The sequence below is a fragment of the Azospirillum canadense genome (assembly GCF_025961225.1).
GTDB classification, from domain to species: domain Bacteria; phylum Pseudomonadota; class Alphaproteobacteria; order Azospirillales; family Azospirillaceae; genus Azospirillum; species Azospirillum canadense.
Window position 1 is genome coordinate 2,276,913 of record NZ_JAOQNG010000001.1, and the last position, 24,014, is coordinate 2,300,926.

General features: G+C 68.2%; 20 protein-coding genes and 2 pseudogenes. 5 read left to right on the forward strand and 17 right to left on the reverse strand.

What is annotated here, in order from left to right:
• Positions 1-161 precede the first annotated feature (161 nt).
• The 6 genes and pseudogenes from accC to M2351_RS10830 form a co-directional block, all read right to left on the reverse strand.
• A complete protein-coding gene (gene accC / locus M2351_RS10805; RefSeq protein WP_264656864.1) occupies positions 162-1,502 on the reverse strand; it encodes an acetyl-CoA carboxylase biotin carboxylase subunit in 1,341 nt (446 codons plus the stop codon).
• Positions 1,503-1,522: 20 nt separating this feature from the next.
• Positions 1,523-1,969, reverse strand: coding sequence for an acetyl-CoA carboxylase biotin carboxyl carrier protein (accB, locus tag M2351_RS10810; RefSeq protein ID WP_264656080.1), 447 nt, complete (start codon positions 1,967-1,969; stop codon positions 1,523-1,525).
• A gap of 23 nt (positions 1,970-1,992) precedes the next feature.
• Complete coding sequence (gene aroQ / locus M2351_RS10815; RefSeq protein ID WP_209769172.1) at positions 1,993-2,442, reverse strand: type II 3-dehydroquinate dehydratase; 450 nt, start codon at positions 2,440-2,442, stop codon at positions 1,993-1,995.
• A gap of 173 nt (positions 2,443-2,615) precedes the next feature.
• Positions 2,616-3,425, reverse strand: a complete 810-nt coding sequence (locus M2351_RS10820) for a substrate-binding periplasmic protein (RefSeq protein WP_264656081.1) — start codon at positions 3,423-3,425, stop codon at positions 2,616-2,618.
• 204 nt (positions 3,426-3,629) lie between these two features.
• A complete protein-coding gene (locus M2351_RS10825; protein ID WP_264656885.1) occupies positions 3,630-4,187 on the reverse strand; it encodes a hypothetical protein in 558 nt (185 codons plus the stop codon).
• Between the two features lie 346 nt (positions 4,188-4,533).
• Positions 4,534-5,112 (reverse strand): annotated as a pseudogene (locus M2351_RS10830) (dynamin family protein); the annotation flags it as partial.
• Between the two features lie 242 nt (positions 5,113-5,354).
• Here M2351_RS10830 and M2351_RS10835 point away from each other — a divergent pair.
• Positions 5,355-5,945 carry a hypothetical protein gene (locus M2351_RS10835; protein ID WP_264656082.1) on the forward strand — a complete coding sequence of 197 codons (591 nt, stop codon included), beginning with the start codon at positions 5,355-5,357 and terminating at the stop codon, positions 5,943-5,945.
• Positions 5,946-6,158: 213 nt separating this feature from the next.
• Here M2351_RS10835 and M2351_RS10840 read toward each other — a convergent pair whose 3' ends face one another.
• Complete coding sequence (locus tag M2351_RS10840; protein WP_264656083.1) at positions 6,159-8,564, reverse strand: methyl-accepting chemotaxis protein; 2,406 nt, start codon at positions 8,562-8,564, stop codon at positions 6,159-6,161.
• 505 nt (positions 8,565-9,069) lie between these two features.
• Here M2351_RS10840 and M2351_RS10845 point away from each other — a divergent pair.
• A pseudogene (locus M2351_RS10845) lies at positions 9,070-9,321 on the forward strand (helix-turn-helix domain-containing protein); the annotation flags it as partial.
• A gap of 481 nt (positions 9,322-9,802) precedes the next feature.
• On the opposite strand, the gene M2351_RS10850 reads toward M2351_RS10845, so the two are convergent.
• Together M2351_RS10850 and M2351_RS10855 are read right to left on the reverse strand one after the other, a co-directional pair.
• A complete protein-coding gene (locus tag M2351_RS10850) occupies positions 9,803-10,981 on the reverse strand; it encodes a baeRF3 domain-containing protein (RefSeq protein ID WP_264656084.1) in 1,179 nt (392 codons plus the stop codon).
• Between the two features lie 152 nt (positions 10,982-11,133).
• Positions 11,134-11,730 (reverse strand): DUF882 domain-containing protein, encoded by a 597-nt coding sequence (locus M2351_RS10855; RefSeq protein ID WP_264656085.1) that lies wholly within the window; start codon positions 11,728-11,730, stop codon positions 11,134-11,136.
• Between the two features lie 370 nt (positions 11,731-12,100).
• Here M2351_RS10855 and M2351_RS10860 point away from each other — a divergent pair, with 370 nt between their 5' ends.
• Entirely contained in the window at positions 12,101-13,309 is a 1,209-nt protein-coding gene (locus tag M2351_RS10860) for a L,D-transpeptidase family protein (RefSeq protein ID WP_264656086.1), read from the forward strand.
• 93 nt (positions 13,310-13,402) lie between these two features.
• On the opposite strand, the gene M2351_RS10865 is transcribed toward M2351_RS10860, so the two are convergent.
• Both M2351_RS10865 and M2351_RS10870 read right to left on the reverse strand, forming a co-directional pair.
• Complete coding sequence (locus tag M2351_RS10865) at positions 13,403-13,987, reverse strand: HPF/RaiA family ribosome-associated protein (protein WP_264656087.1); 585 nt, start codon at positions 13,985-13,987, stop codon at positions 13,403-13,405.
• Between the two features lie 65 nt (positions 13,988-14,052).
• The gene (locus M2351_RS10870; protein WP_264656088.1) at positions 14,053-14,427 is read right to left on the reverse strand and encodes a DUF2934 domain-containing protein; all 375 of its coding nucleotides are present in this window, start codon (positions 14,425-14,427) and stop codon (positions 14,053-14,055) included.
• 235 nt (positions 14,428-14,662) lie between these two features.
• Here M2351_RS10870 and M2351_RS10875 point away from each other — a divergent pair, with 235 nt between their 5' ends.
• The gene (locus M2351_RS10875) at positions 14,663-15,916 is read left to right on the forward strand and encodes a polysaccharide deacetylase family protein (protein ID WP_264656089.1); all 1,254 of its coding nucleotides are present in this window, start codon (positions 14,663-14,665) and stop codon (positions 15,914-15,916) included.
• 6 nt (positions 15,917-15,922) lie between these two features.
• Here M2351_RS10875 and M2351_RS10880 read toward each other — a convergent pair whose 3' ends face one another.
• The 5 genes from M2351_RS10880 to treZ form a co-directional block, all read right to left on the reverse strand.
• The gene (locus M2351_RS10880; RefSeq protein WP_264656090.1) at positions 15,923-16,282 is read right to left on the reverse strand and encodes a hypothetical protein; all 360 of its coding nucleotides are present in this window, start codon (positions 16,280-16,282) and stop codon (positions 15,923-15,925) included.
• Positions 16,283-16,372: 90 nt separating this feature from the next.
• On the reverse strand, positions 16,373-16,684 hold the full coding sequence (locus M2351_RS10885) for a hypothetical protein (protein WP_264656091.1): 312 nt from the start codon (positions 16,682-16,684) through the stop codon (positions 16,373-16,375).
• Between the two features lie 670 nt (positions 16,685-17,354).
• Entirely contained in the window at positions 17,355-18,503 is a 1,149-nt protein-coding gene (locus M2351_RS10890; protein WP_264656092.1) for a PAS domain-containing sensor histidine kinase, read from the reverse strand.
• A gap of 265 nt (positions 18,504-18,768) precedes the next feature.
• Positions 18,769-20,811 carry an amylo-alpha-1,6-glucosidase gene (locus tag M2351_RS10895; protein WP_264656093.1) on the reverse strand — a complete coding sequence of 681 codons (2,043 nt, stop codon included), beginning with the start codon at positions 20,809-20,811 and terminating at the stop codon, positions 18,769-18,771.
• Positions 20,804-22,786: a malto-oligosyltrehalose trehalohydrolase gene (gene treZ, locus M2351_RS10900; protein ID WP_264656094.1), complete on the reverse strand. Its 1,983-nt coding sequence runs from the start codon at positions 22,784-22,786 to the stop codon at positions 20,804-20,806. Before treZ ends, M2351_RS10895 begins: the two co-directional genes overlap by 8 nt.
• A gap of 184 nt (positions 22,787-22,970) precedes the next feature.
• On the opposite strand from treZ, the gene M2351_RS10905 reads away from it, so the two are divergent.
• Positions 22,971-23,708 (forward strand): ThuA domain-containing protein, encoded by a 738-nt coding sequence (locus M2351_RS10905; RefSeq protein WP_264656095.1) that lies wholly within the window; start codon positions 22,971-22,973, stop codon positions 23,706-23,708.
• 41 nt (positions 23,709-23,749) lie between these two features.
• Here the strand turns inward: M2351_RS10905 and M2351_RS10910 are convergent, their stop codons facing one another.
• Positions 23,750-24,001, reverse strand: a complete 252-nt coding sequence (locus tag M2351_RS10910; RefSeq protein WP_264656096.1) for a hypothetical protein — start codon at positions 23,999-24,001, stop codon at positions 23,750-23,752.
• Positions 24,002-24,014 lie beyond the last annotated feature (13 nt).

Genomic DNA, 24,014 nt, shown 5'->3' on the forward strand with positions numbered 1-24,014 from the left:
TTCACCACCAAGGCACCAAGACACCAAGAGTTCACGACCTGCAGAGGCCAGGGATTCTTGGTGTCTTGGTGGTGCATCTCTTTCCCCAGAGACACGACCGGCCAAAACAAAAGGCCCCTCTCTCCACATCGGAAAGAGGGGCCTTTTGTGTAATGCACCGCTTACTTCTTCGCCATCAACTGTTCGAGCCAGTGGATGTCGTAGTTGCCGTCGATGAAGTCCTGCTGCGCGATGATGCGCTGGTGCAGGGGCAGCGTGGTGTCCACGCCGCCGATCACATATTCCTCGATCGACCGGCGCAGGCGCATCAGGCACTCGTTGCGGGTCGTGCCATGGACGACCAGCTTGGCGATCAGGCTGTCGTAGTGCGGCGGGATGCGGTAGCCGTCGTACAGCGCCGAATCGACACGCACGCCCAGGCCGCCCGGCGCGTGGTAGCCATCGATCTTGCCCGGCGAGGGCAGGAAGGTGTCGGGGTTCTCCGCGTTCACGCGGCATTCGATCGAATGGCCCTGGAAGCGGATGTCCGACTGTCCGTAGCCGAGCGGAGCGCCCGTGGCCACGCGGATCTGCTCCCGCACCAGGTCGATGCCGGTGATCATCTCGGTGATCGTGTGCTCGACCTGCAGGCGGGTGTTCATCTCGATGAAGTAGAACTGCCCGTCCTCGAACAGGAACTCCATCGTGCCGACGCCGCGGTAGCCGATGGCCGCCGCCGTCCGAGCCGCCAGGTCGCCGATGAAGGCACGCTGCTCGGCGTTCAGCGCCGGCGACGGGGCCTCCTCGATCACCTTCTGGTGGCGCCGCTGCACGGAGCAGTCGCGCTCGCCGAAATGCACGCAGTTGCCGTGCTCGTCGCCCAGCAGCTGGATCTCGATGTGCCGCGGCTTGCCGAGGTACTTCTCGATGTAGACCTCGTCGTTGCCGAAGGCGGCGCGCGCCTCGCCGCGGGCCAGCTGGTAGGCTTCCTTCAGCTGGTCCGGGTTGCGGGCCACCTTCATGCCCTTGCCGCCGCCGCCGGCCGCCGCCTTGATCAGGATCGGGTAGCCGATCTCGCGACCGACCTTCTCCGCCTCCTCCAGCGTCGGGACCGGGCCGTCGGAGCCGGGAACGACCGGCAGGCCCTGATCCATCACCGTCTTCTTGGCGGTGACCTTGTCGCCCATGACGCGGATGTGGTCCGCCGTCGGGCCGATGAAGGCGAAGCCGTGCTCCTCCACCATCTCCGCGAACTGGGCGTTCTCGGCCAGGAAGCCGATGCCGGGGTGGATGGCGTCCGCCCCGGTGATCGCCGCAGCCGACAGGATGGCCGGAATGTTGAGGTAGCTTTCGCGGGCCGACGCGGGGCCGATGCACACGCTCTCGTCCGCCAGGCGGACGTGCATGGCGTCGGCGTCGGCGGTGGAATGCACCGCCACGGTCTGGATGCCCATCTCGCGGCAGGCGCGGTGGATGCGCAGCGCGATCTCACCACGGTTCGCGATCAGGACCTTCTCGAACATCGCCAAGGGATGATCCCCGCTCACTCGATGATCAAAAGGACTTCGCCGAACTCCACCGGCTGGCCGTCGGAGATGAAGATCTCCGACACCGTGCCGCCGCGCGGAGCCTTGATCGGGTTCATCACCTTCATCGCCTCGATGATGAGGACGGTCTGGCCGGCCTTCACCGTGTCGCCGACGCGCACGAAGGGGGCCGAGCCCGGTTCCGGCGCCGCGTAGGCGGTGCCGACCATCGGCGAGGTGACGGCGCCCGGATGGCTGGCCGGCTTGCCCGCGGGGGCGGCAGCGGCGACCGGGGCCGGGGCGGCCGCGACCGGAGCGTGCACGGCGACGGCCTGGGCGGCGGTCGGGCGGGTGACGCGGATGCGCTTCTCGCCCTCGGCAAACTCGATCTCGCTCAAGCCCGTCTCACGCAGGAGATCCGCGAGCTTGCGGACCAGATCGCCGTCGATGTCGAAGCTTGCCATGGTGTTCGTAATTCCCGTGTTCCTTAGTCGCGCTCGAGGATATTCGCCATGGCGTCCAGCGCCAGCAGATACCCGTGCGGGCCGAAGCCGCAGATCATCCCCTTGGCCACCGCGGAAATGTGCGAGTGGTGGCGGATGGCCTCACGCTTGTAGATGTTGGAGAGATGCACCTCGACGATCGGCAGCTCGGACAGGATCAGCGCGTCCATGATGGCGACGGAGGTGTGGCTGTAGGCGCCGGCGTTGATGACGATACCGTCATGTTCCGTGCGCGCTTGCTGAATCCAGGAAACAAGCTCGCCCTCGTGGTTCGACTGCCGGAAATCGACGACCAGCGAAAGCTGTTCGGCGCGTTCCTGGCAGGCGGCCTCCAGGTCGTCAAGCGTCATCGAGCCGTAGATGTGCGGTTCGCGCACACCCAGCATGTTCAGGTTCGGCCCGTTTAGGACCAGAACGGACGCGTCGATGGCCACGGGCCACGCCCCTTTCCCAAGATCAAGACCGCGCGTTTATAGCACTTTGCGACGGACAGGCAATGCCGATGGGCCGTCGGTTCGGCCGATTGCGGCGATTGCACCCCTTCGACGCTGTCCGGAAGGCAAAAGTCGTCCCGCCGCCCCCGCCACTGGCCCCCTCAGCGGCCCTCTCAGCGAGAGTGCCCGAGGTGGCGCTTGACGATCTCGTCGAAGGCACCGGACTCCTTCAGCTTCTTCAGGCCGGAGTTGAAGGCGGCCATCACCGCCGGCGCCTCCGGGTTGGCGCGCGACAGGACCAGATGCTGGCCGACGCGGGCGTAGGGCTGGTCGGAAACGCGGATGTCACGCTCCGCCACGACGTTGGCGACGGCGGCCTGACCCGTGAACTCGTCGATGATGAAGGCGTCCACGCGGTCGGTCGCCACCATGCGCACGCAGGCTGGCAGGTCGGCCGGGCTTTCCCGGACCAAGTCCCCGGTGGCGATCATCGCGGTCAGTTCCGTCGGCAGCGCGTAGCCCACCGGCGCGCAGACCGAACGCCCTTTGAAGTCCCGCGGCGTGTGGAACTCCATCGGCGTCCGGGCGGAAAGGTAGACGAGTTGCCGCACCTCCATCAGCGGGTCGGAGAACAGCACCTCCGACTCCCGCTCCGGCGTGCGCACATAGGGAAAGCTGCCCAGATACTTGCCGGCCACCACCCCGTCGTAGCCGCGCTTCCAGGGCATGAAGCGGACCTCGTAGCTGAGGCCCACGGCCTTGAAGGCGCTCAGCACCACCTCGGTCAGCATGCCGCCCTGGGGAAGCGTCTCGCCGGTGAAAGGGGCGAAGTCGTTGCCGGTGACAAGGTCGAGCCCGGAGTCGAGCAGGGCCGCGCGGACCGGAACGGCTGCCGCCACGAGCATCAGCGCGGCCAGGATCGCCCGCTTGACGCGCGTCCGCTGCCCCCGAATCCGCCCGACCAAGTTTCCCCGCGCCAGCATCCCTTGTTGCCCCCGCCTTCGCCCACCGCCCCCGGCCGGTCCAAGTCCATTCAGTCCACGCCGTGTAACGCCCGCGACGTGTAGCGGGGCAGCCCCGACCTGTAAAGCGGTTTCACCTAGGGATCATTTGCAACACCAGCCGCTTTCCCTTTGCGTACCCATAATAAAGGACGCCTAATCTCGCCCAATTCCTGATCGTGCGTCTTACACCGCCGTGGCCGCGGCCTTTTGCGCCGCCTTCATCCGCTTGCCGGCGGGGTCGGTGTAGATGTCGTTGATCCGCTGCACATGCTCGGCCACAGCCTCGCGGATCCCGAAGATCCGCTTCTCCGCACCGGCGCCCCAGCCGGCCGGGCGCTTGCGGAAGATGGAGCGGAAAAAGCGGGTGTTGCGCAGGAATCCCGCGCGCAGGTTCAGGTCGACGTCGCCGAACCGCTCCGGCAGGGTGCGGGCGACGCGGCGCGCGGCAAAGGCGCGCAGCCAGAAATGGCCGGCGGCGAACAGCCCGCCGACCAGCAGCGCCGCGACCAATCCGCGCACCGGTAGGCCGGCCGCCCAGGCCGGCCCCGCCTCGCCCAGCCAGGACAGGAAGCCCGGCACCGTGTCCGACCCGACCAGGCTGGCGATCCCGCCGAACAGCACCAGCAGCAACACCGTCCACACCACGTCGCCGATCAGCACCAGCTTGCGCCAGCGCTTCAGCGCGGCGGTCAACTGCGGCACGACCTCCCCGCGCAGCTCCTTCACCAGGCTGTCGATCATGCCGACGATGGCGGTAGGCGCGGGCGACCTCCACCTCGTTGATGCGCTCCTGGATTTCGGCAAGGTCGGAGTCGCGCCGCGCTTCGTAGCGGGCGCGCACCGCCTCGTCCTCGATGGCGACGGCCGACTTGCCGTCATAGATCGCGTAGAAGCGACCGGACACCAGCCCGGCCTGCGCGATGGCCCGCTGCCACGCGCCGAACACGGCCTCCAGGTTGTCTTCCTTCGCCGTGGTGTCGATCTGGTTCAGGATGTAGCAGACCTTGCGCGCGTCGGCGCGGTCCACCGTCTTGGCCACCAGATGCTTCAGCGTGTCCTGCATCGCCCCGGGTTCCGGATGGCGGCCGTCGAAGAAGACCAGGACGAGGTCCGACAGCTCGACGATGTGGTCGACCAGCCGCAGGACGGAGCGGCGCTGGTCGTCGGCGTCGAAGCCCGGCGAGTCGATGAAGATCTTGCCGCGCGCCCGTTCGCCGGACAGCGTCTTCAGCTGCAGATAGTTGTCGATGCGCTTGCCCTCCCCGGCCGCGACCTTTTCGATCTCGTCGGCGATCCGGTAGAAGGGGAAGCGCGGGTCGGCGTTCAGCGCAGTGCCGGGCAGCGCCTCGCGCCGCGTCTCCGGCCCGTGGCAGATGACCGTGAATTTGTCGTCCACCGCTTGGTTGCCGGTGTTCTGCAGCGGCGCGCCGAGATAGCCGTTCAGGAAGGTCGACTTGCCGGCCGAGAAGGTGCCGAGCACCGCGATCATCGGCCACCATGGGATGCGCGTGGTCAACGATTCGTGCCGGCCCAGCACGCCCAGCCCGGCCAGCAGCCGGTCGAACTTGCGGAAGGTCGGGATCACCGGAAGAAGGTTCGGGTTCTCCGCGCGGAGGTGCGCGTCCAGGGCCGCGAGGCGCTGCTGGAGGGCTTGCCTGGGGGTCATGGCCGGCGGGTTCCCGTAAGCTGTGAGGACAAGGGTGCGACGACAGGGTTGTGTCAGGAGCCACTCTCTAGCACGAGCCGCCGGGGCGGGGGGGAATGAAATCGGCGTGGCAAATCGGCGTAACGGACCCGCGCCACGGGGGCTGCAAACCCGCCCGGAAGGCGTCCGGTCCAATGGAGAGCGTCCTGTGACTTTGGAGGGACCGCCGGACGAAAAGGCCGGTTGCGCGCGTTGTTCCCCGCATGGTGCGCGACGATGACCCGGACCTTTCCGCCACGCCCGACTCCTTCCGCCTAACGGCGGACGAGTTGGCCTTCCTGCTCGGCGACCCCGCGGCGCAGACGCGCCGGGCGGAGCGCAACGCCCGCGCCAACCGCGCCCGGACGGAGCGTCGCCACGCCGACCCGTCCTACGCAGAGCGGCTGCGCACCGACGAGCGCGAGCGCCAGCGCCGCCGGCGCGCCAAGGCGGCCATCGGCCAGCCGGAGCGGGAGCCGAGCCCACCCGCCCCCCTGCCCGCCCTGGCGCCGGAGGACGCGCTCGCCCGCCTGACCGCGTTCCTGGAGCAGGCCGGCACGCCGCAGGCCATGCAGCTGCGCGGCCGGGCGGAGGCGCTGGACCGCTACGTCGAAGGCTTCGTCGTCTACCGCGCCCTGGCCGCGACCGGGGAGCGCCCGACCCGCGGCGCCCTCGCCGCCGCCTTGAAAGCGCAGTACGGGCGGTCGCTCACCCCGTCCCAAATCCAGAACCTGCGTGACCGGATCGAGGGTTTTGCCAAGCCCGGCGGCCCCTGGCACCCGCATTTCCAACCGCCGTCAGGCGGCGACCGGTGAAGCCCGATACAGCGCGTCACGCAGCCGCCGCGAATCCACCCTGTTACAGCCCCGAAACGTCGTTAATACGGCGTTAACCAGTTCCTTAACGATCCATTAAGGCCGACAAGGCCACTCGGACATCGCTCATTACGTCCCAAGACGCTGCGTGACGCGCTGTATCGTCCTTTGGACCCATCTCCCGCCCCCAGTGGGGGACGGGAGATTCGGACGTCAGAACTCCTTCCAGTCATCCTCGTCCGCGGCGGCGCGCTGGAGCGCCGCGCCGGCGGAGCGGCGGGCCTGCGTCGTGTGGATCGGCGATGTGGGGACTGGCGGGCGGGTCGGGGCGATGGCGCGGCGCAGGGTCGGCGCGGCCGGAGCGGAGGCCGTCTCCACCGCCACCGCATCCAGCTTGAAGAAGCCGACCAGCGCGCGCAGGTCACCCGCCTGGGTGGCGAGCGACTGGGCGGCGGCGGTGGTTTCCTCGACCAGCGCGGCGTTCTTCTGGGTCATCTCGTCCATCTGCGAGACGGTGGCGTTGATCTCGTCGAGCGCCGAGGCCTGCTCGGAGGAGGCCGCGGCCATCTCCGCGATCAGGCCGGCGACCTGCTGCACGCCCGACACAATGCCACCCAGCGCGTCGCCGGCCTTCTTCACCAAATCGACGCCGTCGCGCACCTGGCTGTCGCTGTCCAGGATCAGGCTCTTGATCTCCTTGGACGCCTGGGCGGAGCGCTGGGCCAGATTGCGCACCTCCTGCGCCACCACCGCGAAGCCGCGGCCCGCGTCGCCGGCCCGCGCCGCCTCCACCGCCGCGTTCAGCGCCAGCAGGTTGGTCTGGAAGGCGATCTCGTCGATCACCCCGATGATGTCGGTGATCTTGCGGCTGGCGCCCTCGATCCGCCGCATCGCCTCGATCGCGGAGCCAGCCACCGCTCCACCCGATTCGGCGGAGCCGCGCGCGTCCACGGCCATGGCGTTGGCGCGCTGGGTGTTGTCGGCGTTGGAGCGCACGGTGGCGCCCAGCTCCTCCATGCTCGCCGCCGTTTCCTCCAGCGAGGAGGCCTGCTGCTCCGTGCGTTCCGCAAGATCGCTCGACCCCATGGACACCTCCGACGCCGCGGCGGAAATCGCCGCGGTGGCGTGCAGGATCTGGCCGACGATTTCCGACAGCTTGGCGGAGGTGGCGTTGACGTCGGTCTTCAGGGTCTGGAAGGCGCCTTGGTAGTCGCGCTCCACACGCTTGTTGAGGTCGCCCTGGGCGAGCGCGCTGAGCACGGCGCCGAGGTCGGCGATGACCGCCTCGACCGTGTCGGTCAGGCGGTTGATGCCCTGCGACATGGTCTTGTAGAAGCCGTCCTTGCCGGCCAGGTCGAGCCGGCGCGACAGGTCGCCCTTGGACACGCCGTCGATCAACTGGGCGATCTCCTCGCCGATGGCCTGCTCGCGGGCGCGGCGGGCCTCTTCCTCGCGGCGCTCCTCCTCCAGCCGGGCGCGCTCGGCCTCGTCCATCGACTTCTTCTCGATGGCGTTCTCCTTGAACACCTGCACCGCCTGCGCCATCCGCCCGATCTCGTCACGGTTGGCCAGGGCCGGAATCGTCACGCCCAGGTCGCCGCCGGCCAGCGCCGTCATCGTCCCGGTCATCTCCAGCACCGGCTTCACGATCGACCGCGCCACCGCCCAGGCCAGCAGCAGCCCGAACAGGAAGGCGCCGCCGGCGATGGCGAGGTTGGCGGAGAAGGTGCGCTCCAGGCTTCCCTCCGCCGCGGCCAGGACCGCCCCACGGTCCTTCGTCTCGCTTTCCACCGTGCGGTCGGTCAGCTCGGCGAACTCCGCGCCGCGGGCCGCCATGGCGTCGATCAGCCGCGCACCCTCGGTCATCACGGTGGCCGTTTCGCGGAAGATCTGAACATAGCGGTCGGACAGCTGGTCGGCGTCCTGGGCCATGCGCTTGCGCGCCGGGTTGGCGAGGCGGTCGCCCAGCTTGCGGATCGCGTCGTTGAAGGCGTCGTTGCGGACCGACACCTCGGCGGCGGCCTTGTCGCTGGGGCTGTTGAAGAAACGCGAAGCCGCCAGACGGGCGAGCAGCAGCCGCTCCTGCGCCTGTCCGGCCAGCGCCGCGGCCTCCATCTCGCCGTCCGCCATCAGGCTGGCGGCCAGCTGCGACATCGTGTCACGGGCCTTCTCGCCCGCCGGAACGAGCTGGTCGTCGTACAGCCGGTCGCGGCGCTGCCGCAGTTCCGCCAGCTTGCCGAAGTCAGCGACGTAGCCGTCGAACAGCTGGACCATCCGCTCCAGCGCCGCGCGCCGTTCGCCGGCCGCCCCGTCCAGCCCGGCGCGGAGTTGCCTGGACAGGCCGGACTGCACCTTGCGGACCTGCTCCGCCACGGTCATGTCGCCGGAATTGTTGAAGTTCACGACCAGCCGGCGCATTTGCGCGACGTTGCCGTCGATGTCGGAGATTTGCAGCGAATGGCTGCTCACCGCGGCGTAGGAGCGGAACGCGTCGCGGACGGTGCCGAGCCCCGCCACGCCCACGGCGACGACCACCGCCAGCAGGACCAACACGACGGCGAACCCGAAGTAAATGCGGGTCCCGACCTTGTAGCGCCCCGCGAGACTGCCTTCCTGCATCGACCTGTTCCCCTGGCTGCTGCCCGGCGGCGGGTCGCCCCGCCCGCCGGAGCCGCCCCGGCCCCGCGATGGAGACCGGAACGCATACGACAAGATGCCAACTATCGGAATTTGATTATCAAAGAGTTTCCGGGCCTGAATTGTCGCGAAAAGTCGCTGCGGTTTTTCAATCAAGGCTCGACGCGAGGCCACAAGACCTTCCACCGCGCCCAGTGCCCCGCGAATACCGCGGGAAAAACGCCATCAAATAGTGGCGACGGCAACGGGACGCGCCGCGACCAGCGGAACGTTTCACAACTTCAGCGAGACTTAGAGCCGAACGGACGCTCTTTTCCGGATTTTTCGGATAACTTTTGTACCATATCCGATTATGTTCTGTCTTCGCATGGACACGAATCAATATCATCCAAGATTTCGCTTGCCCGTTTTCAAACGATGTGTGAACAATGCGACCATGATTCGAAAGTTCAACGCATTGGTTTGAAAGCATTGGAGTGCCGGGGCGATGAGTGAACCAACGGCGCGAAAGAGGGGACGGCGCGGATCGCCGGAATCCTGGTCTGTCGATGCGCATGTCGGGCAGCGGGTACGCATGCGCCGCACCTTGCTGGGCATGAGCCAGGAAAAACTCGGCGAGGCGATCGGCCTGACGTTTCAGCAGGTTCAGAAATACGAACGCGGATCGAACCGCATTTCCGCGGGAACGCTTTATCGTTTGGGACAAGTGCTTGACGTTCCGGTCAGCTTCTTCTTCGATTGTTATGACGACCCGCACGCGCCGCTGCGCCCGTCGTGTGGTGCGGACGGTGGCCCCGTTGCGGAAAGCGTGATCAGCCGGCGGGAGGCCCGCCTGCTCCGGCTCTGGCGCGCCGCCCCGGATTCGGTGTCCGACGAACTGCTGTCGCTGCTCGGCTCGCTGTCCCCCCACCTGAGCGACCCGCGGGAGGATGAGGACACCGCCGCCGCCGCGGTGGCCGCGCCGCCTCCCGCCCCGACGAAGCGCATCGGCACGCCACGCGTGAAAGCTGAAAAGGCCTCCTCCGGCAAGCAACGGCGGCGCCACGGCGCCGTGTGGGACCCCACCGACATCTACCGCGCCACCAAATCGACGAAGGTCACGACCTGATCCAGGTCACCACCTGATCTTGGACCGCGCTGCCCCAGTTTCCGGACACAAAAAAGGCCCCCCGCACCGGCGAGGGGCCTTTTCGCTGTGAAGCGCCGGAAACGGGAAACCGTCAGAAGCGCAGGATCGCCGCGGTCGACGCGCCGGAGGGCAACTCGCCCTTGGCCACCACATGCACCTCGCCGCCGCGCAGCAGAGTCTCCATGGTCGCGTGCTCGACGAGGTCGATGGCGCCGTCCGTCTCGTGGTGGAGCGGGAAGGCGCGGTGGTAGTCCTCCCGATAATGGCCCCAGATGCGATCGTTCTCGGCCACCAGCAGGACTCCGACGCGTCCCTCGCGGGCAGCCACCATGGCGTCCTCGACGCGGGTCATCGTCCGTTCCGCGGTGCTGCGGTCGCCGTGCAGGGCGTTGAAATGCTCCAGCGCAGCGCGGCGCGCTTGGTCGAACATCGGCTGGACGACCGCGTAGGCGCGGCGGTGGATCTCTTCGGGCTCCAGCGCGTCGGGGTTGGCGAACACACCCTTTTCGATCAGCGCGCGGGGGTGGGTGTTCTTGCGCAGATGACCCTGGATCTCGTCCTCCGCGACCAGCACGAGCGGGCCGTGGAAGGTCTTCAGATGGTCCTGCACCTTGGCACAGACCCGGCCGATGTAGGAGATCAGGTGTGCCTTGCGCAGCTCCTCCGGATCCTCGCCGAAGTTGTGCGTCTTCACCATGGAGACGCCGCCGCGGTCGGTGCGGTCGCCGTGGCGGGCCGGCGGGGCGGAGTTCCGGTTGTTCTCGTCATAATCGGTTTCGGCGTCGATTTCGGCCACGCCGTGCGGCAGGTCCACGTCCTCCTCCGCGATGCCGTGGCGGGTGGCGGAGAACAGGCGCGCACGGCCGGCGGTGACCGCCAGGATCATGAAGTTGCCGTCGTCCGCCAGCAGCGGCAGCAGGGGCCGCACGGTGAAGCGGGAGTTGACGCAGACCTCCTCCGGCAGTTCGATGGGCACACGGTGGATCGCCGCGACGCCCTTGGCCAGGAACACGGCCAGCCCGCGGTCCATGTGGCGCCAGAACTCGCCCTGGTCCAGCAGGTCCGCGACCGGCTTCATGAAGGTCTCGGCGTCGGGCCGGCGCAGGCCGTGCTTCTCGCACAGCTCGTCCTGGGCCTTCGCCATCAGGTTCCTCAGCCGGATCACATCCTGGCGGATTTCGCGCCCGGCGATGTGAGTGGGCATGAAGATGGACACCGCCGGGGCGGTGTCGACGGCCAGCAGCCGCTCAAGATCGTTTTTGCAGAACATCGCCTTCACGTCGCTTGTTCGGGTGTGCCTGTCGGCAGCAACCGGCGCGTCGGCGTATGGTTCCTGGGGCCTATCGACTGGGCAGGACGCTGATGAAGACGCCTATGACGTGCCCCCGCGACCGCCGCCCCCGTTCCATCAAATAAGGTCTGTCACCAGCTGCGCACTGGCCCGACGTCCAGATGGACGAAGCCGCTGCGCGGGTAATAACCGACTCCGCCCAGTTCCAGATCCAAGGCGGCGTCGGCGATGGCGCCGAGTTCCACGTCGGGCAGCCGCACGTCCACCGCCATGCCGCGCGTGTGGTAGCTCTGCTTCGCGACCCCGCGGGAGCGGCGGCGGGCCAAGGCGTTGGTCCGTTTGGAGCGGTAGCCGCAGATGATCCGGAAGGGTTCGTCGCTGTCCACTGCTTGGTGCACACGGGCCAGCAGGTCGAACAGGCGCGGGTCGAAGCGGCAGACCTGCTTGGCGCGGTGGTCGCGCAGCAGCACGTCGAGCTTGCGCAGGGCGTCGGCCTTGTAGGCACCGTCGGCCCAATAGACTCCGCTGAAGGACTCGTTCGTGTTGATGTTGTGCAGGGCGATCCGGCGGACGCCACCGGCCAGGGGGGCCGCCATCGCGGGGGCGGCGGGTATCACGGCCGGAACGGCCATGGCGGTCAGCGTGGCGGCGGCGAAGGTCAGAAACCCGCGGCGGCCGGTCGCGCGCCCATTCATCGGCGCGGCACGGTCGTCAGTCCCCAAAGTCATCCCTCCCGTCTTGCGTTCGGCCGTCTTGTGTTTGGCGGGGCGAAGCGCGCCGGATCCATCGCCGGGCAGCCCCTATGGATGGAATGGGTATGTCCAAAATATTGTGGTCATACCCAACGTTTATCCCTATAGGCGAGGGCCGGGGCGCGATCAACCCAAAATCCGCACGGAAAGGTCACAACAGGTTCGAATCCGTTCGCCCGCCGTCTCTGGCAGAGCTGCCTTCGGCAGGAAGGACACACCGGCGAAAGGGATTCGATACGGAGGTGTTAGGCCGCTCGAAGCCTGGGCTTGGGCGTACTACATAAGCAAAGACGATTTCTCGGCCGCCTTCCGGCAGACGGCCATCCCACAGCGCGAAGGACACGTCATGCACGCAACCGAGATGCTTTCCGCCAAGCGGGCCTTCGCCGCGTTGACGCTGGCGGCCTCGCTGTTCGCGGGCGCGGCATCGGCGCAGGCGGCCTCCTACCGCGAAACGCTGGGCGGCTGGGCCGACCGACTCGACGCTGCGGCGGCGGAGTTGGAGGCGGTGCCGGAGCAGCCCGTCACCCGGATCGGCCGCGGTCCGCTGCTGAAGAAGGGTGTGTCCGGGGAACGCGTGGCCCTGCTGACCCAGCGGCTGGTGGAGCTTGGCTTCCTGACCGAGGCGCAGCGCACCGACCTGTTCGACGACCCGGTGGACGCGGCGGTGCGCGCCTATCAGGTGGCGCAGGGGCTGCGCCCTGACGGGCTGGTCGGCGGCGGCACGCGGGTGGCGCTCGACCGCTCCACGCCCGAAGCGGCGCAGCAGATGCGGCGCAGCGCGGCGGATATGCGCGTGCTGCGCGACGGCGTGCCGGACAGCATCGTGCTGGTGAACCTGCCGAGTCAGACCACGACGCTGGTCCGCAACGGGGAGGAGGCGCTGACCATGCGCTCCATCGTTGGGCGCCCGTCACGCGAAACGCCGATGCTGCAGGACCGCATCACCCACGTGATCGTCAACCCGACCTGGACCGTGCCGCCCACGGTGCTGAAGGAGGACAAGCTTCCCCTGCTGCGCAGCAAGGGCACGCCCGGCATCGACAACGCCGTCGTCTACCTGGACGGCGCGCCGGTGGAACCGGCCCTGGTGGATTGGAACGGCGTGTCGCCGCGGCGCGTCCGCATCGTGCAGCAGCCGGGCGACCACAACGCGCTCGGCCGCTTCCGCTTCAACCTGACCAACTCCTACAGCATCTACCTGCACGGCACGAACGACCCCAAGCTGTTCGACCGGGAGATCCGCACCGTCAGCTCCGGCTGCGTGCGGCTGGAGGACGCCCGCGGCATGGCCGAGGCGCTTCTGGCCGACGAGCATGTCAGCCCGGACCGCCTGACCCGCATGCTCGACAAGCCGGAGCCGCAGTGGGTGAAGCTGACCCGACCGGTGCCCGTGCGCTTCGTCTACTGGACGGCGACGGTGGACGCCGGCAACCGCGTGCACCTGCACCCGGACATCTACGACCTGAACGAGGACAACGCCCCGGCCGCGGCGCCGGCAACCGTTCCGGCCGCCAACCCCGAGGCCGCCCCGACGCCAGCGCAGCGCGCATAAAAATTCACCACCAAGACACCAAGACACCAAGAATCCTCGCCCCGTCGGGGTGTTGGATTCTTGGTGTCTTGGTGTCTTGGTGGTGAAGATTCTCTACGACGCGTGCAGCTCCGTGTCGGATCCCGCCGCGCGCCAGACCTTGGACGCGGTAGGGCCGGTGTCGCCGGCGGTCTCCACATACTTCACCGGGTCGCCGGTCTTCAGCTCGTCCAGGTTCACGTTCAGACAGCTGTTGCGGTGGAAATACAGCTGCGTGCCCGTGTTGGTGATGATGAAGCCGTGATCCTCGTTCGGGTACAGCTGGGCGACGCGGCCCGGCTGTTCGGGATCGTGGGTCTTCACGTCGCGGCGCAGCTTGTCCTTGTATTCCTTCAACTGGCGTTCGGCCGCCTCGAAGGCGTCGCGGATCGAGGTCCGGGCGTCGGGGTTGGCGTAGCGCTCCTTCGCCTTGTTCGGCTTGCGGCTGACGACGATGTCCTGGCCCGGCACCATCAGTTCGATGTGGACGTCGTAGACGTTGCCGGTCTTGTGCTGGCGGTGCGTGGCCTCCACGGCAACGCGCATGCCGACAAGACGGTCGAACAGCTTCTCCACCTTCTCCGCCCGCTCGCGGATGTAGGTTTCCAGCTCCGGCTGGGTGTCCATGTTGTGGAACGCGATTTCCAGGTTCGTGTCCATGGGGGGTCCTTTTTCAGGCAGGCGAAGCGGAGGAAGGCGGGCACCGGCAACCGGAATGCCGCCGGTCAGCCGCCGCGGCGCGACCGGCGCGACGGGCGGGGGCGCGCGACAGCGTCCGCAGCGCCGCTGTCGGCGGTCGCCGGAATGGGGTCGCGGTCCCCGGCGCCGGGGATCTGGAACTCCTCGCCCTGGTCGGCGATGCCCGGCATCTCGCCCTGGTTGGCGATGCTCAGCACCGGTTCGACCGGTTCCGTCCGTTCGGCGGTGTCGTCGGGCCCGTGCGACGGGTTCGGCAGCAGCGTGTCCCGGTAATTGTCCTCGATGGCGATTTCCTCGCGGGCCAGTTCCCAATGGTCGTGGGAACGCCCCTCCGGCCGCCCCTCGCGCTCCCAGATCTGGTAGGCGCGCTTCTCGATCCGGCTTTCCAAAGACTCGGCCATCCGGGCCCTCTCCTTCCTGGTTCGCCTCACGCGGTGTGCGGCAAACTTAACCGCGAGAACGGATGTTGGTTCCGCACCCCAAGACCCACACGCACAGGGCGAAATCCCCCGAACCTTCAAACCCAATCCTTCGAACCATTGTCGTTTGAATTAACACCAAAGGGGTGGTATTCGACGGATACGAACGACCGTCGCGGCGTTGAGACGCCTGGTGCGGCATCGGGATGGAAAACCGGTGGGGACAGACATCGTGCGCGAGCCGCCAGCACCCGTCGCCCTCCCCTCGGGCCGCTTCCACCGCTTTCGCAAGGCCGCAGCCCTGACTCTGACACTGCTGGCCGCAACCTCTTTTCCCGCCGCCGCCACGCCGGCCGAACCGAAGGCCCTGCTGCAACTCGGCCTCTACCAGAAGGACGGAGAGGCGTGGTGGGCCTGGGAAAGCCTGCGCCGCGCGACCCCGGATTTGGCAGACGGGCTGAGCCCCAAGGTCGTGCCGCTGGACGCGAAGCGCCAGGGCAGCGGTGTCGCCCTGCGCGCCACCGCCCCAGCCGGCCTGGACGTTCGGGCGCTGTGCCGCCGCATGGTCGGCGCCGGCTTCGGCTGCCTCGTCCTCGACGCGCCCTCACCGGCATCCACCCCGGCGACCCCGGCATCTGCCCCGGCCCCCTCCCCTCCGGCTCCGGTCCCGCCCGCATCCCCTCCCCCGACCTCCCAGGCCGGCGCGGACGGCGCCTTCAGCTACGGGCCGGACGACGCCCGGACCATGGCGGACATTGAACGGCACGGGCGCCGCAAGGGCCGGCTGGGCGCGGTGATCCCCGACACCACCTGGGACGTCACGCCCGCGGTCCTGAAGCGGGAGAACTGGAACCTCTGCGCGCTGACCTTCGACGACGGCCCGCACCGGGTGGTGACGCGGCAGATCCTCGACGTGCTGAACCGCGAGAAGATCCGCGCCACCTATTTCCCGATCGCCCGCGTCGCGGAAAATCAGGGAGACATCATCCGCGACTTCATCGCGGCGGGGCACGAGATCGGCAACCACAGCCTGAGCCATTCCGACCTCCGCGCCATGACGCCGGAGGCGCAGCGCTTCGAGATCGCGGAGGCCAACCGCATCCTGCGCGGCTTCGGCGCCGATCCAGTGCTGTTCCGCCCGCCCTACGGACGCTACACGCTCGACCTGCTGGCCATCGCGCGCGACGAGCGGATGAGCCCCGTCCTATGGACCGTGGACACCCGCGACTGGCAGGTCCGCGACCCGGACAAGATCGTGCAGCACGTGAAGACGGAGGCCGGCACCGGCAGCGTCCTGCTTCTGCACTCCACCTACCCGTCGACGCTGACCGCGCTGCCCCGCGTGATCGGCGAGATGCGCGCGAAGGGCTGCGAGTTCGTGACCCTGTCGGAATGGATCGACCGCATGCGCCTGCTGGCCAACGACCCCGTGGTCAGCGCCAGCGCCCAGACCGGAACGACACGCAATTAAGTTCCGCTATTTCCCGGTCTTCTGCTTGCGCAGCTGGACATACTTGCGGATCGTCGCGTCGACGTCGGCGGGCAGCATGCTCCAGGCGCCGGCGACCCGGCCGTCCCTCACGTCGGTGATGCCCACCGTCACCGGGAAGGTGAAGTTGCCGTAGGGGTCGGCCACGCGCACTGTGATGCGCGCGGTCTGCTTGGCGATCAACGACCCGTCGAAGCCGGTCGCCACGAAGCCCTGGCTGTTGATCGAGGCCAGCGGGAAGCTCTTGCCGTCGAACTCGATGCAACTGCCGGGCGCGTCAGCGCGACGCGCGGCGGCCGGCTTCTTTTTGTCGCCGACCGAGACCTTCAGGAAATCGAACATGCCCATGCGAGCCCCCGCTGCACGCCGGGCCACGTGGGCCCGCGCCACGATATAAGCGCGGAGGTCATGTGCAGGGCAACAATTTCCCTTCGCCGATCACGCACCGCGCCGCAAGGCCTCGCCCGCGCGGCGCGCGCACAGCAGGGTGAAGGGCAGCAGAGTCACCAGTACGGCGGCCATCCCTAGCAGCACGGTCACCGCCGACGCCGCGTCGGCGGACGCCAAATGCGCGGCGAGGCTCGCCAGCAGGTGGAGCATGACGGCGGCCAGCGCGGTCGCGGTCAGGGCGGGAGACAGGAAGCCGGACGTCCTTCGGACGGCATGTCCGTCGCTTCGGCCATTGCTTCGGGCCACGCGGGTCCACCGCTGCCGCGGTGGCGGGCAAGACGTCCCGTAGACATCCAGCATGCGCACCTCCCTTTCGTCGCGCGCCCGATGCGGTGCATCGGACCGGAACGCCACCACTATAGCGGCGAAACCCCGCAAAACCTAAAATCTGAAGTGTTTAGCCCGATCGGCCGAATCGGGCGCCGGAAGGCCATGCCGGCCCGAGGGCGTAGTACCTCGCGGCTAGGCTCTCCACAGACTCTGTGGATAACTGTGTTGACAAGCCCTGGGGATTCTCGATTCGCGTCAGGCGCCGCAAGGGCCTCACCCGATTTGCCCATTTTCTAGGCAAATCACCTAAGCTGTTGATATTCAGTCGTTAATTGTTGGTTCCGTGTTGCCGCCGCGCCACGGCCTGTCAACGTGATTCTGCCGGTCCCCGACCAACCCGGCCAATTCGTCGCGCCCTGTGCCCTGTTGACAACTGACTGTTCGGAGACCTCGCAAGGGGTGCCGCCCCACTCTTTCGATGAAGGCCAGGGTACGCCGTTCGCCACCCAGCACCGCTGCCGGCCCTGCGCGAAAGAGACGGCCCGGCGCCGCACAGTGGAGCGGCCGATGCGCGGCACCGGCCCCAAGACGGCCGGCACGCGGACGGCAACGGCTGACTTGCCCCACCGTGCCCGCGCCGCGCCGATTCCGGTTCCGTTCCTTCCCAAATGCTTCGCCGCTGCTTCGCGGGGTGCCCGGCTCACGCCACGGCGCGGGCGCCCTCGGTCAGGACGACGGTGACGGCGGTGCCGCCGCCGGGCCGGCTGTACAGGCGGATGCTGCCGCCCATGCGCTCCACCATCGCCTTGCTGATCAGCAGGCCGAGGCCGCTGCCCAGTTCGCCGTCGGCGCCGGGGGAGGCGTGGTGGTGGTCGATGCGGAACAGGAAGGGCAGCACCTCTTCCGGGATGCCGACACCGTTGTCCTGCACCCGAAGCGTCACCCGCCCGTCCGCGGCCGTTGCCGACAGCATGATGATGCTGCCCGATGGGGAGAAACGCACCGCGTTCTCGATCAAGTGGCGCAGCACGGTGGACAGGCCGCTCAGGTCGCCCAGCACGTGGGTCGTGACGATGCGGTTGACGATCAGCACGTCGCGGGCGCGGGCGCGCGGCTCCAGATCCTCCAGGATGTCCTGGAGCAGGCCGCCCACCTCGTAAACCTGCAGGTCGATCGGCACTTGGTTCAGCTGCAGGCGCGACCACTGCGACAGGTTCTCGATGGTCCGCATGATCTGCCGCCCGGCGTCGTTGCACAGGGCGGCGTAGTCGCCCAGCCCGTCGCGCTCGGTGGTGGTCGGGGCGGCCGCGGCATCGGCGCTGATCATCTGGGTGGCGCCCAGGATGGCGCTCAGCGGGTCCTTCAGATCCTGGCAGATCTGGCCGAGGAAGCGGTTCATGCGGGACACCGTGTCGGCGAGATGCTCCCGCTGCGCCTCGCGCCGCATTTCCGTTTCGTGCCGGCGCGAGATGTCGGTGACGAAGATGCAGGCCCCCCGGACCGCACCGGTTTCATCGTCGAGCCGTGAGTCGTTGAAGATCGCGTAGAGCGGCTGCCCGTCCGACCGCGTCAGCGTCACGTCGTAGGAGCGGTGAGGGACGAGGTCGCGCATCACCACCTGCCGCTCCATCACGGCCCGGCCCTCGTCGGCGACGTAGCTCAGCAGGTGGGTGCCGACCAGTTCCCCCTTGCGGTAACCGAGCATCGCGCACAGGGCCGGATTCACGTGGACGGTGATCAGGTCGCGGTCCACGACCCAGCAGCCTTCGGAGGTGCGCTCCAGAACCGTATGGTCCAGATCGTTCCAGGCCGACTTTCGGCGCTCGGCTTTCGACAACAGTGTCAACATGGCCCCTCCCGAGTCATCCTGCGCCGGTTCGGATCGCGCCCCGAATCATACGTTGCGTTTGTTTGAACGCTTCAGGGCTCAACCGGCGCCGGATCATAGTCTCCGGCCATGTTGCGGAGCAACATTCGTTGGGTTTCGATTTTGTTAAACTTTGGCTTCCGATTCGCAGATTTGCCCGCCCGTCTCTTTCCTGTTGGAAGCACACGCCCGGATGCCCGTGGAACGAGTCCACGGGCACCGCCAATACTGTCCGATCCCCGTGTGTTTATTGCTTCGGCGTGGTCGCCGCCCAGCAGCGCAGCACCTCCGCCACACTCCAGGCCTGGGAGATGCAGCCGCGCGGGCGGAAGGGGGGTTCCGCGTCGAAGATCTCCGCGATGGTGCCGATGCCCGCCTCGTTCAGGCGCGGGATGAAGCCCGTCAGCAGCTCCCGCGCGCCCGCGTGGTCGTCGGGGTGCAGCTTCAGCCAGGCGTCGACGTAGGGGCCGATCAGCCAGCCCCACACCGTCCCCTGGTGGTAGGCGGCGTCGCGGGCGCGCAGGTCGCCGAAATACTTTGGCTTGTAGTCGCGGCTGCCCGGCGCCAGGGAGCGCAGGCCGACGGGCGTCAGCAGCTTCTGCCGCACCGTCTCGACCACCGGCTCCCAATGGCTGCGGTCGAGCACCGGATTGTCGAGCGAGATGGCGAAGATCTGGTTGGGCCGGCAGGACGCATCGTCGCCCTGCTCCCCGTCCACCACGTCGTAGAGGTAACCGGAGTGCTCGCACCAGAAGCGCTTGTTGAAGGAGACGCGGGCCTGCTCCGCCAACTCTTCCAGCGGGCGGGCGGCGTCGGCCTCGCCCTCCTCCGTCAGCCAGCCGGCGGTGAGGCGCAGCGCGTTGTACCAGAGCGCGTTGATCTCCACCGCCTTGCCCCGGCGCGGCGTGACCACCCAGTCCTCCACCTTGGCGTCCATCCAGGTCAGCTGGTAGCCCTCCTGCCCCTGGCGCAGCAGCCCGTCGCGCGGGTCCACCCCAATGCCGAAGCGGGTGCCGCGGCGGTGGTGGTCGATGATGTCCAGAAGCTTGGGCAGCAGAAGCTGCAGCGTGTGCCGGTCGTTGGTGGTGCGGATGTAGCGGTTCAGCGCGTGGAAGAACCACAGCGTCGCGTCGGCGGTGTGGTACAGCCCCTCGTCCTTGCCGTCGGGGAACATGTTGGGGATGAGTCCCTGGCGGATGTAGTGCGCGAAGGTGCGCAGGATCCAGCCCGCCTCCACATGGCGCCCGGTGGTCAGGGTCAGCCCTTCCAGGCTGATCATGGTGTCGCGGCCCCAATCGGTGAACCAGTGGTAGCCGGCGATCACCGTGCGCACCTCGTCGCCCTCGGCGCGGGCGCGCATCTGGTCGGCGACGCGGCCGGCGGGGACGAAGATGAAGCTGTCGGCCGACAGCACCAACTCCGCCATCGGCCCTTCGCGCAACGCCGGGTGCGCGGTGTGGACCAGCCGCCGGCGCCGCTCCGTCTCGAAGCGCAGCACGTCGTCGGGCGGCAGGGCCCAGATGCGCTGCCAGGATTCGGTCGCGGCGACGAAGCTGATGGTCTGCCCCTGCGACAGCGGGCCGCTGAAGAAGCCCGGCGACCAGAGGGACCCCCGCGACTCATAGCCCCGGTCCGCCTCAACGGAATAGAAGACGTCCCGCCGTGCGCCGCCGTCCAGCGTCAGGGGCAGCTCCGCGCCCTCCACCGCCATGCGCAGCACCGGCAGGTCGGAACCGGCCCACACCTCGTACTCGTGGCCCCGCGCGGTGATCCGGTAGTCGCGGGCCAGCGGCTGGTCCACCGCGGACTCCAGCTTGCGGAAGGCCAGCACCGGCCGCAGCCGCAGGCACACGGGCTGCTCCGCCTTCACGATGCGGTAGGTGACGTGCACGATGTTCTGCCGGTGCGGCATGACCACCTGCTTCTCGATCACCACCCCGTCGAAGTCGTAGCGCCAGACCGGCAGCCCCGCCTCCATGCGGAATTCGGTCAGGCCGGAGGGGGAACCGTTGTGCCAGTGCTCCGGGTCGGGGTTGTGGCTGCTCAGCCGGCGTTCGGTGCCGTCCGGCTGGATCAGCACATCGTTGACTTGGCTCAGCATCACCACGCGGCCGAGCGGCGCCGGCAACGCCGCCACCAGCAGCCCGTGGTAACGCCGGGTAACGGCCCCCGACAGGGACGACGACGTGTAGCCGCCGAGCCCGTTCGCCACCAGCCATTCGCGCGAGAGCGCGGCGTCCGACGCGGATTGCAGAACGTCGCGCTCGATCTTGCGGACGAAATCAGCCATGGGTCTCCTGCTCGGTTTCTCTCGTGTCAGGGTTCTCGGGCTTCAGCTCCCCGGGGACCAGCACGACGGCCGCGTGGCCGGGGATGTGCCATTCCTCGCCTGCGTCCACCGGGGCCGTGCCGCAGCCGCCGTAACAGGTCGCCTCGCTCGACCACAGCGGCTTCCATTCCTTGCCCAACGGCGGGGCCAGCAGCGGTTCCGGCACCACCCGCAGCGTCAGGTCGCGCCCCAGGTTGACCAGAAGGAGACGATCGTCGCCCCCCATATTTGATGAAGGATCCCCAAAGAAGCGCAGGACGAAGGCCTCCTCCGCCAGCACGGCGCCGTCCAGCCCGCCGATGCGCTGGGCGGCGAACACCGGATCCTCCCGCCGCAGCCGCAGCAGGTCGCGGTGAAGGGCCCAGGTCTCCGCGTGCGTTTCCCGCTCGCCGTGGTCCAGCTTGGACCGGCGGAAGGTCTCCTCGTCCTGCGGCTTCTTCAGGCAGGCGCGCATTTCCGGCGTGGCGAGGCTGGGAAACTGCGACAGAAACTCAGCCCGCCCCTCCTCGACCTTCTCGGCCAGCCAGGGCTCGTGGTCGGCGAAGTAGTAGAAGGGCGCGCTGGCCGCGAACTCCTGCCCCTGGAACAGCATCGGCGTGCCGGGGCCGAGCAGCATCAGCGCGGTCATCGCCTTGTACCGCCCGGGGGACGTCAGCGCGTGGGCGCGCAGGCCCTTCCCGGAATTGGCGATCTGGTCGTGGTTCTGGATGAAGGTGACGAAGGCCGGGCGCGGCAGCCCGAAGGCCGGCATGCCCCGCCGCTGGCTCTGCCATTTGTACCACTGCCCCTGGTAGAGGAAGCCGTATTTCATGGCGGAGACGAACTCCTGCGGCGTCCCCTTGTAGTCGGTATAATAGGCCTCGTTCCGGCCGGTCAGCGCGACCATGGCGGAGTGGTGGAAGTCGTCGTTCCAGATGGCGTCCAGCCCGAAACCGCCCTCCGTCACCGGGCGCACCATGGTGGCGTGCTGCGGCTCGTTCTCGCCGATCAGGATGGTGTCCCGCCCGCCCGCAGCATCGCGCACCGCGTCGTTGATCTCCTGCAGTATGTTCGGGCTGGAGCGGTCGAAGATCTGCTGCGTGGCGTCCAGCCGCAGGCCGTCCAGGTGGTACTCGTCCACCCAAAAGGCCGCGTTGCCGCGGAAGAACTCCCGCACCGGGCCGGAGCCCGGACCATCGAAGTTGATCGCGTCGCCCCACTCGTTGTCGTACGCGTCGGTGAACCAGCTGTCGGAGAAGCAGGTCAGGTAGTTCCCGCTGGGGCCCAGGTGGTTGTAGACGACGTCCAGGATCACCGCGAGGCCAAGCGCGTGCGCGCGGTCCACGAAGCGCCGCATGTCATCGGGATTGCCGTAGAGGCGCGTCGGCGCGAACAGGTCCACCCCGTCGTATCCCCAACCGAAGCGGCCCGCGAACTCCGCCACCGGCATCAGCTCCAGCACGGTGACGCCCAGGTCGGCCAGATGCGGCAGCTCCCGCATCGCGGCGTCCCAGGTCCCCTCAGGCGTGAACGTGCCGATGTGCATCTCGTAGACGACCTGACCCTTGATCGACCGGCCTTTCCAGCCTCCGTCGCTCCAGGCGAAGCGGCCGGGGTCGACGACCTGCGACGGCCCGTGCGGCCCATCGGGCTGGAAGCGGGAAACCGGGTCGGGATAGAGCTTGTCGCCGCCGTCCAGCCGAAAACGGTACAGGCTGCCCACCGGCACGCCCTCCACCAGCGCGGAGAAATAGCCGCCGGCCTCCGCCTCCAGTTCCACGGATCGTCCGTCATCGGCGTCGGCCGGACCGATCACCGCCGGCCCGATCACGATGGACACGCGGCGGCATTTTGGCGCCCAGACCCGCGCGTGCACCCGGTCGCCCGGTAACACCTCGACGCCCGCCGGATAGCGGCGCGACACCGCCGGGCGGGACCGGGACGAGGGAGACGCCATCGCATGGCTATCGGGACTCATGGGTGCTTGACCTTCGCGCGGCATAGAGTGGACCATTGGTTCCCCACAACAGGCGGCAGGCCGGGTTGATCCCAAAAGACCAGTACCCGATTTGCCTTTCGTACATTTCCTGACGAAACCAACACCCCCGCCCGCCGATTCTTCCGACAACAATTCCCCGACCATGCCCCAGAGACGCCCGCGCATCCTTATTTGGAACGAGTTCCGCCATGAACGGATGAACCCGGCCGTCGCGGCGCTTTACCCGCAGGGCATCCACGAGGCGCTGGCCGGCCCTTTGCGCGCTGCCGGGCTGGGCGTCGCCACCGCCACCCTCGACGACCCCGGCCACGGCCTCGCGGAGGACCGTCTGGACGGCATCGACACGCTGGTCTGGTGGGGCCACAAGGCGCACGCCGAGGTGCCGGACGCCGTGGCGGATCGGGTGAGGAAGCGCGTGACGGAGCACGGCATGGGCTTCGTGCCCCTGCACTCCAGCCACTTCTCAAAGCCTTTCCTGGCGCTGATGGGAACCGGCTGTTTCCTGAAATACCGCATCGCCGGCGAGAAGGAGCGGCTGTGGGTCGTCGATCCCGGTCATCCCGTGGCGGCGGGCATTGCAGACTGCATCGAACTCGACCACGAGGAAATGTACGGGGAGCCCTTCGACGTCCCACCCCCCGACGACCTCGTCTTCCTCAGTTGGTTCCAGGGCGGGGAGGTTTTCCGCAGCGGCTGCGGCTGGCGCCGTGGCCTCGGCCGCGTCTTCTACTTCCGCCCCGGCCACGAGACCTACCCCACCTACCACCACCCGCAAATCCAGCGCGTGATCCTGAACGCCGTCCGCTGGGCCGCAAGGCCGGAGGGAATGGAGGCGCCGGTGCGGGGGAGGAGGGAGACGCCGCTGGAGCCGCTGGATTGAGCGCGCCTATCTCCCTCTCCCCCTGGGGAGAGGGGACAAGGCTACACCCGCTCGCCGAAGCTCTCCTTCGCGGCGTCGATCACCGCGGGGTGGGCGCGCAGCGTGTTCAGCGCCTCGTCGCAGCGCTCCTCCACCTCCAGCGTCACGATCACGTCGGCGCCGCCGCCGCGTTCAGAGTCGCGCTCTTCCCGGCCGGTCTGGACGGCGTGGCCGCAGCGGTCGCGCAGAGATCCGACGATCTCCGCCTCGACGCCGCGCCCCTTCTCGGCCGGATAGGCGTAGACGAGCTTCATGGCCACCCTCCCT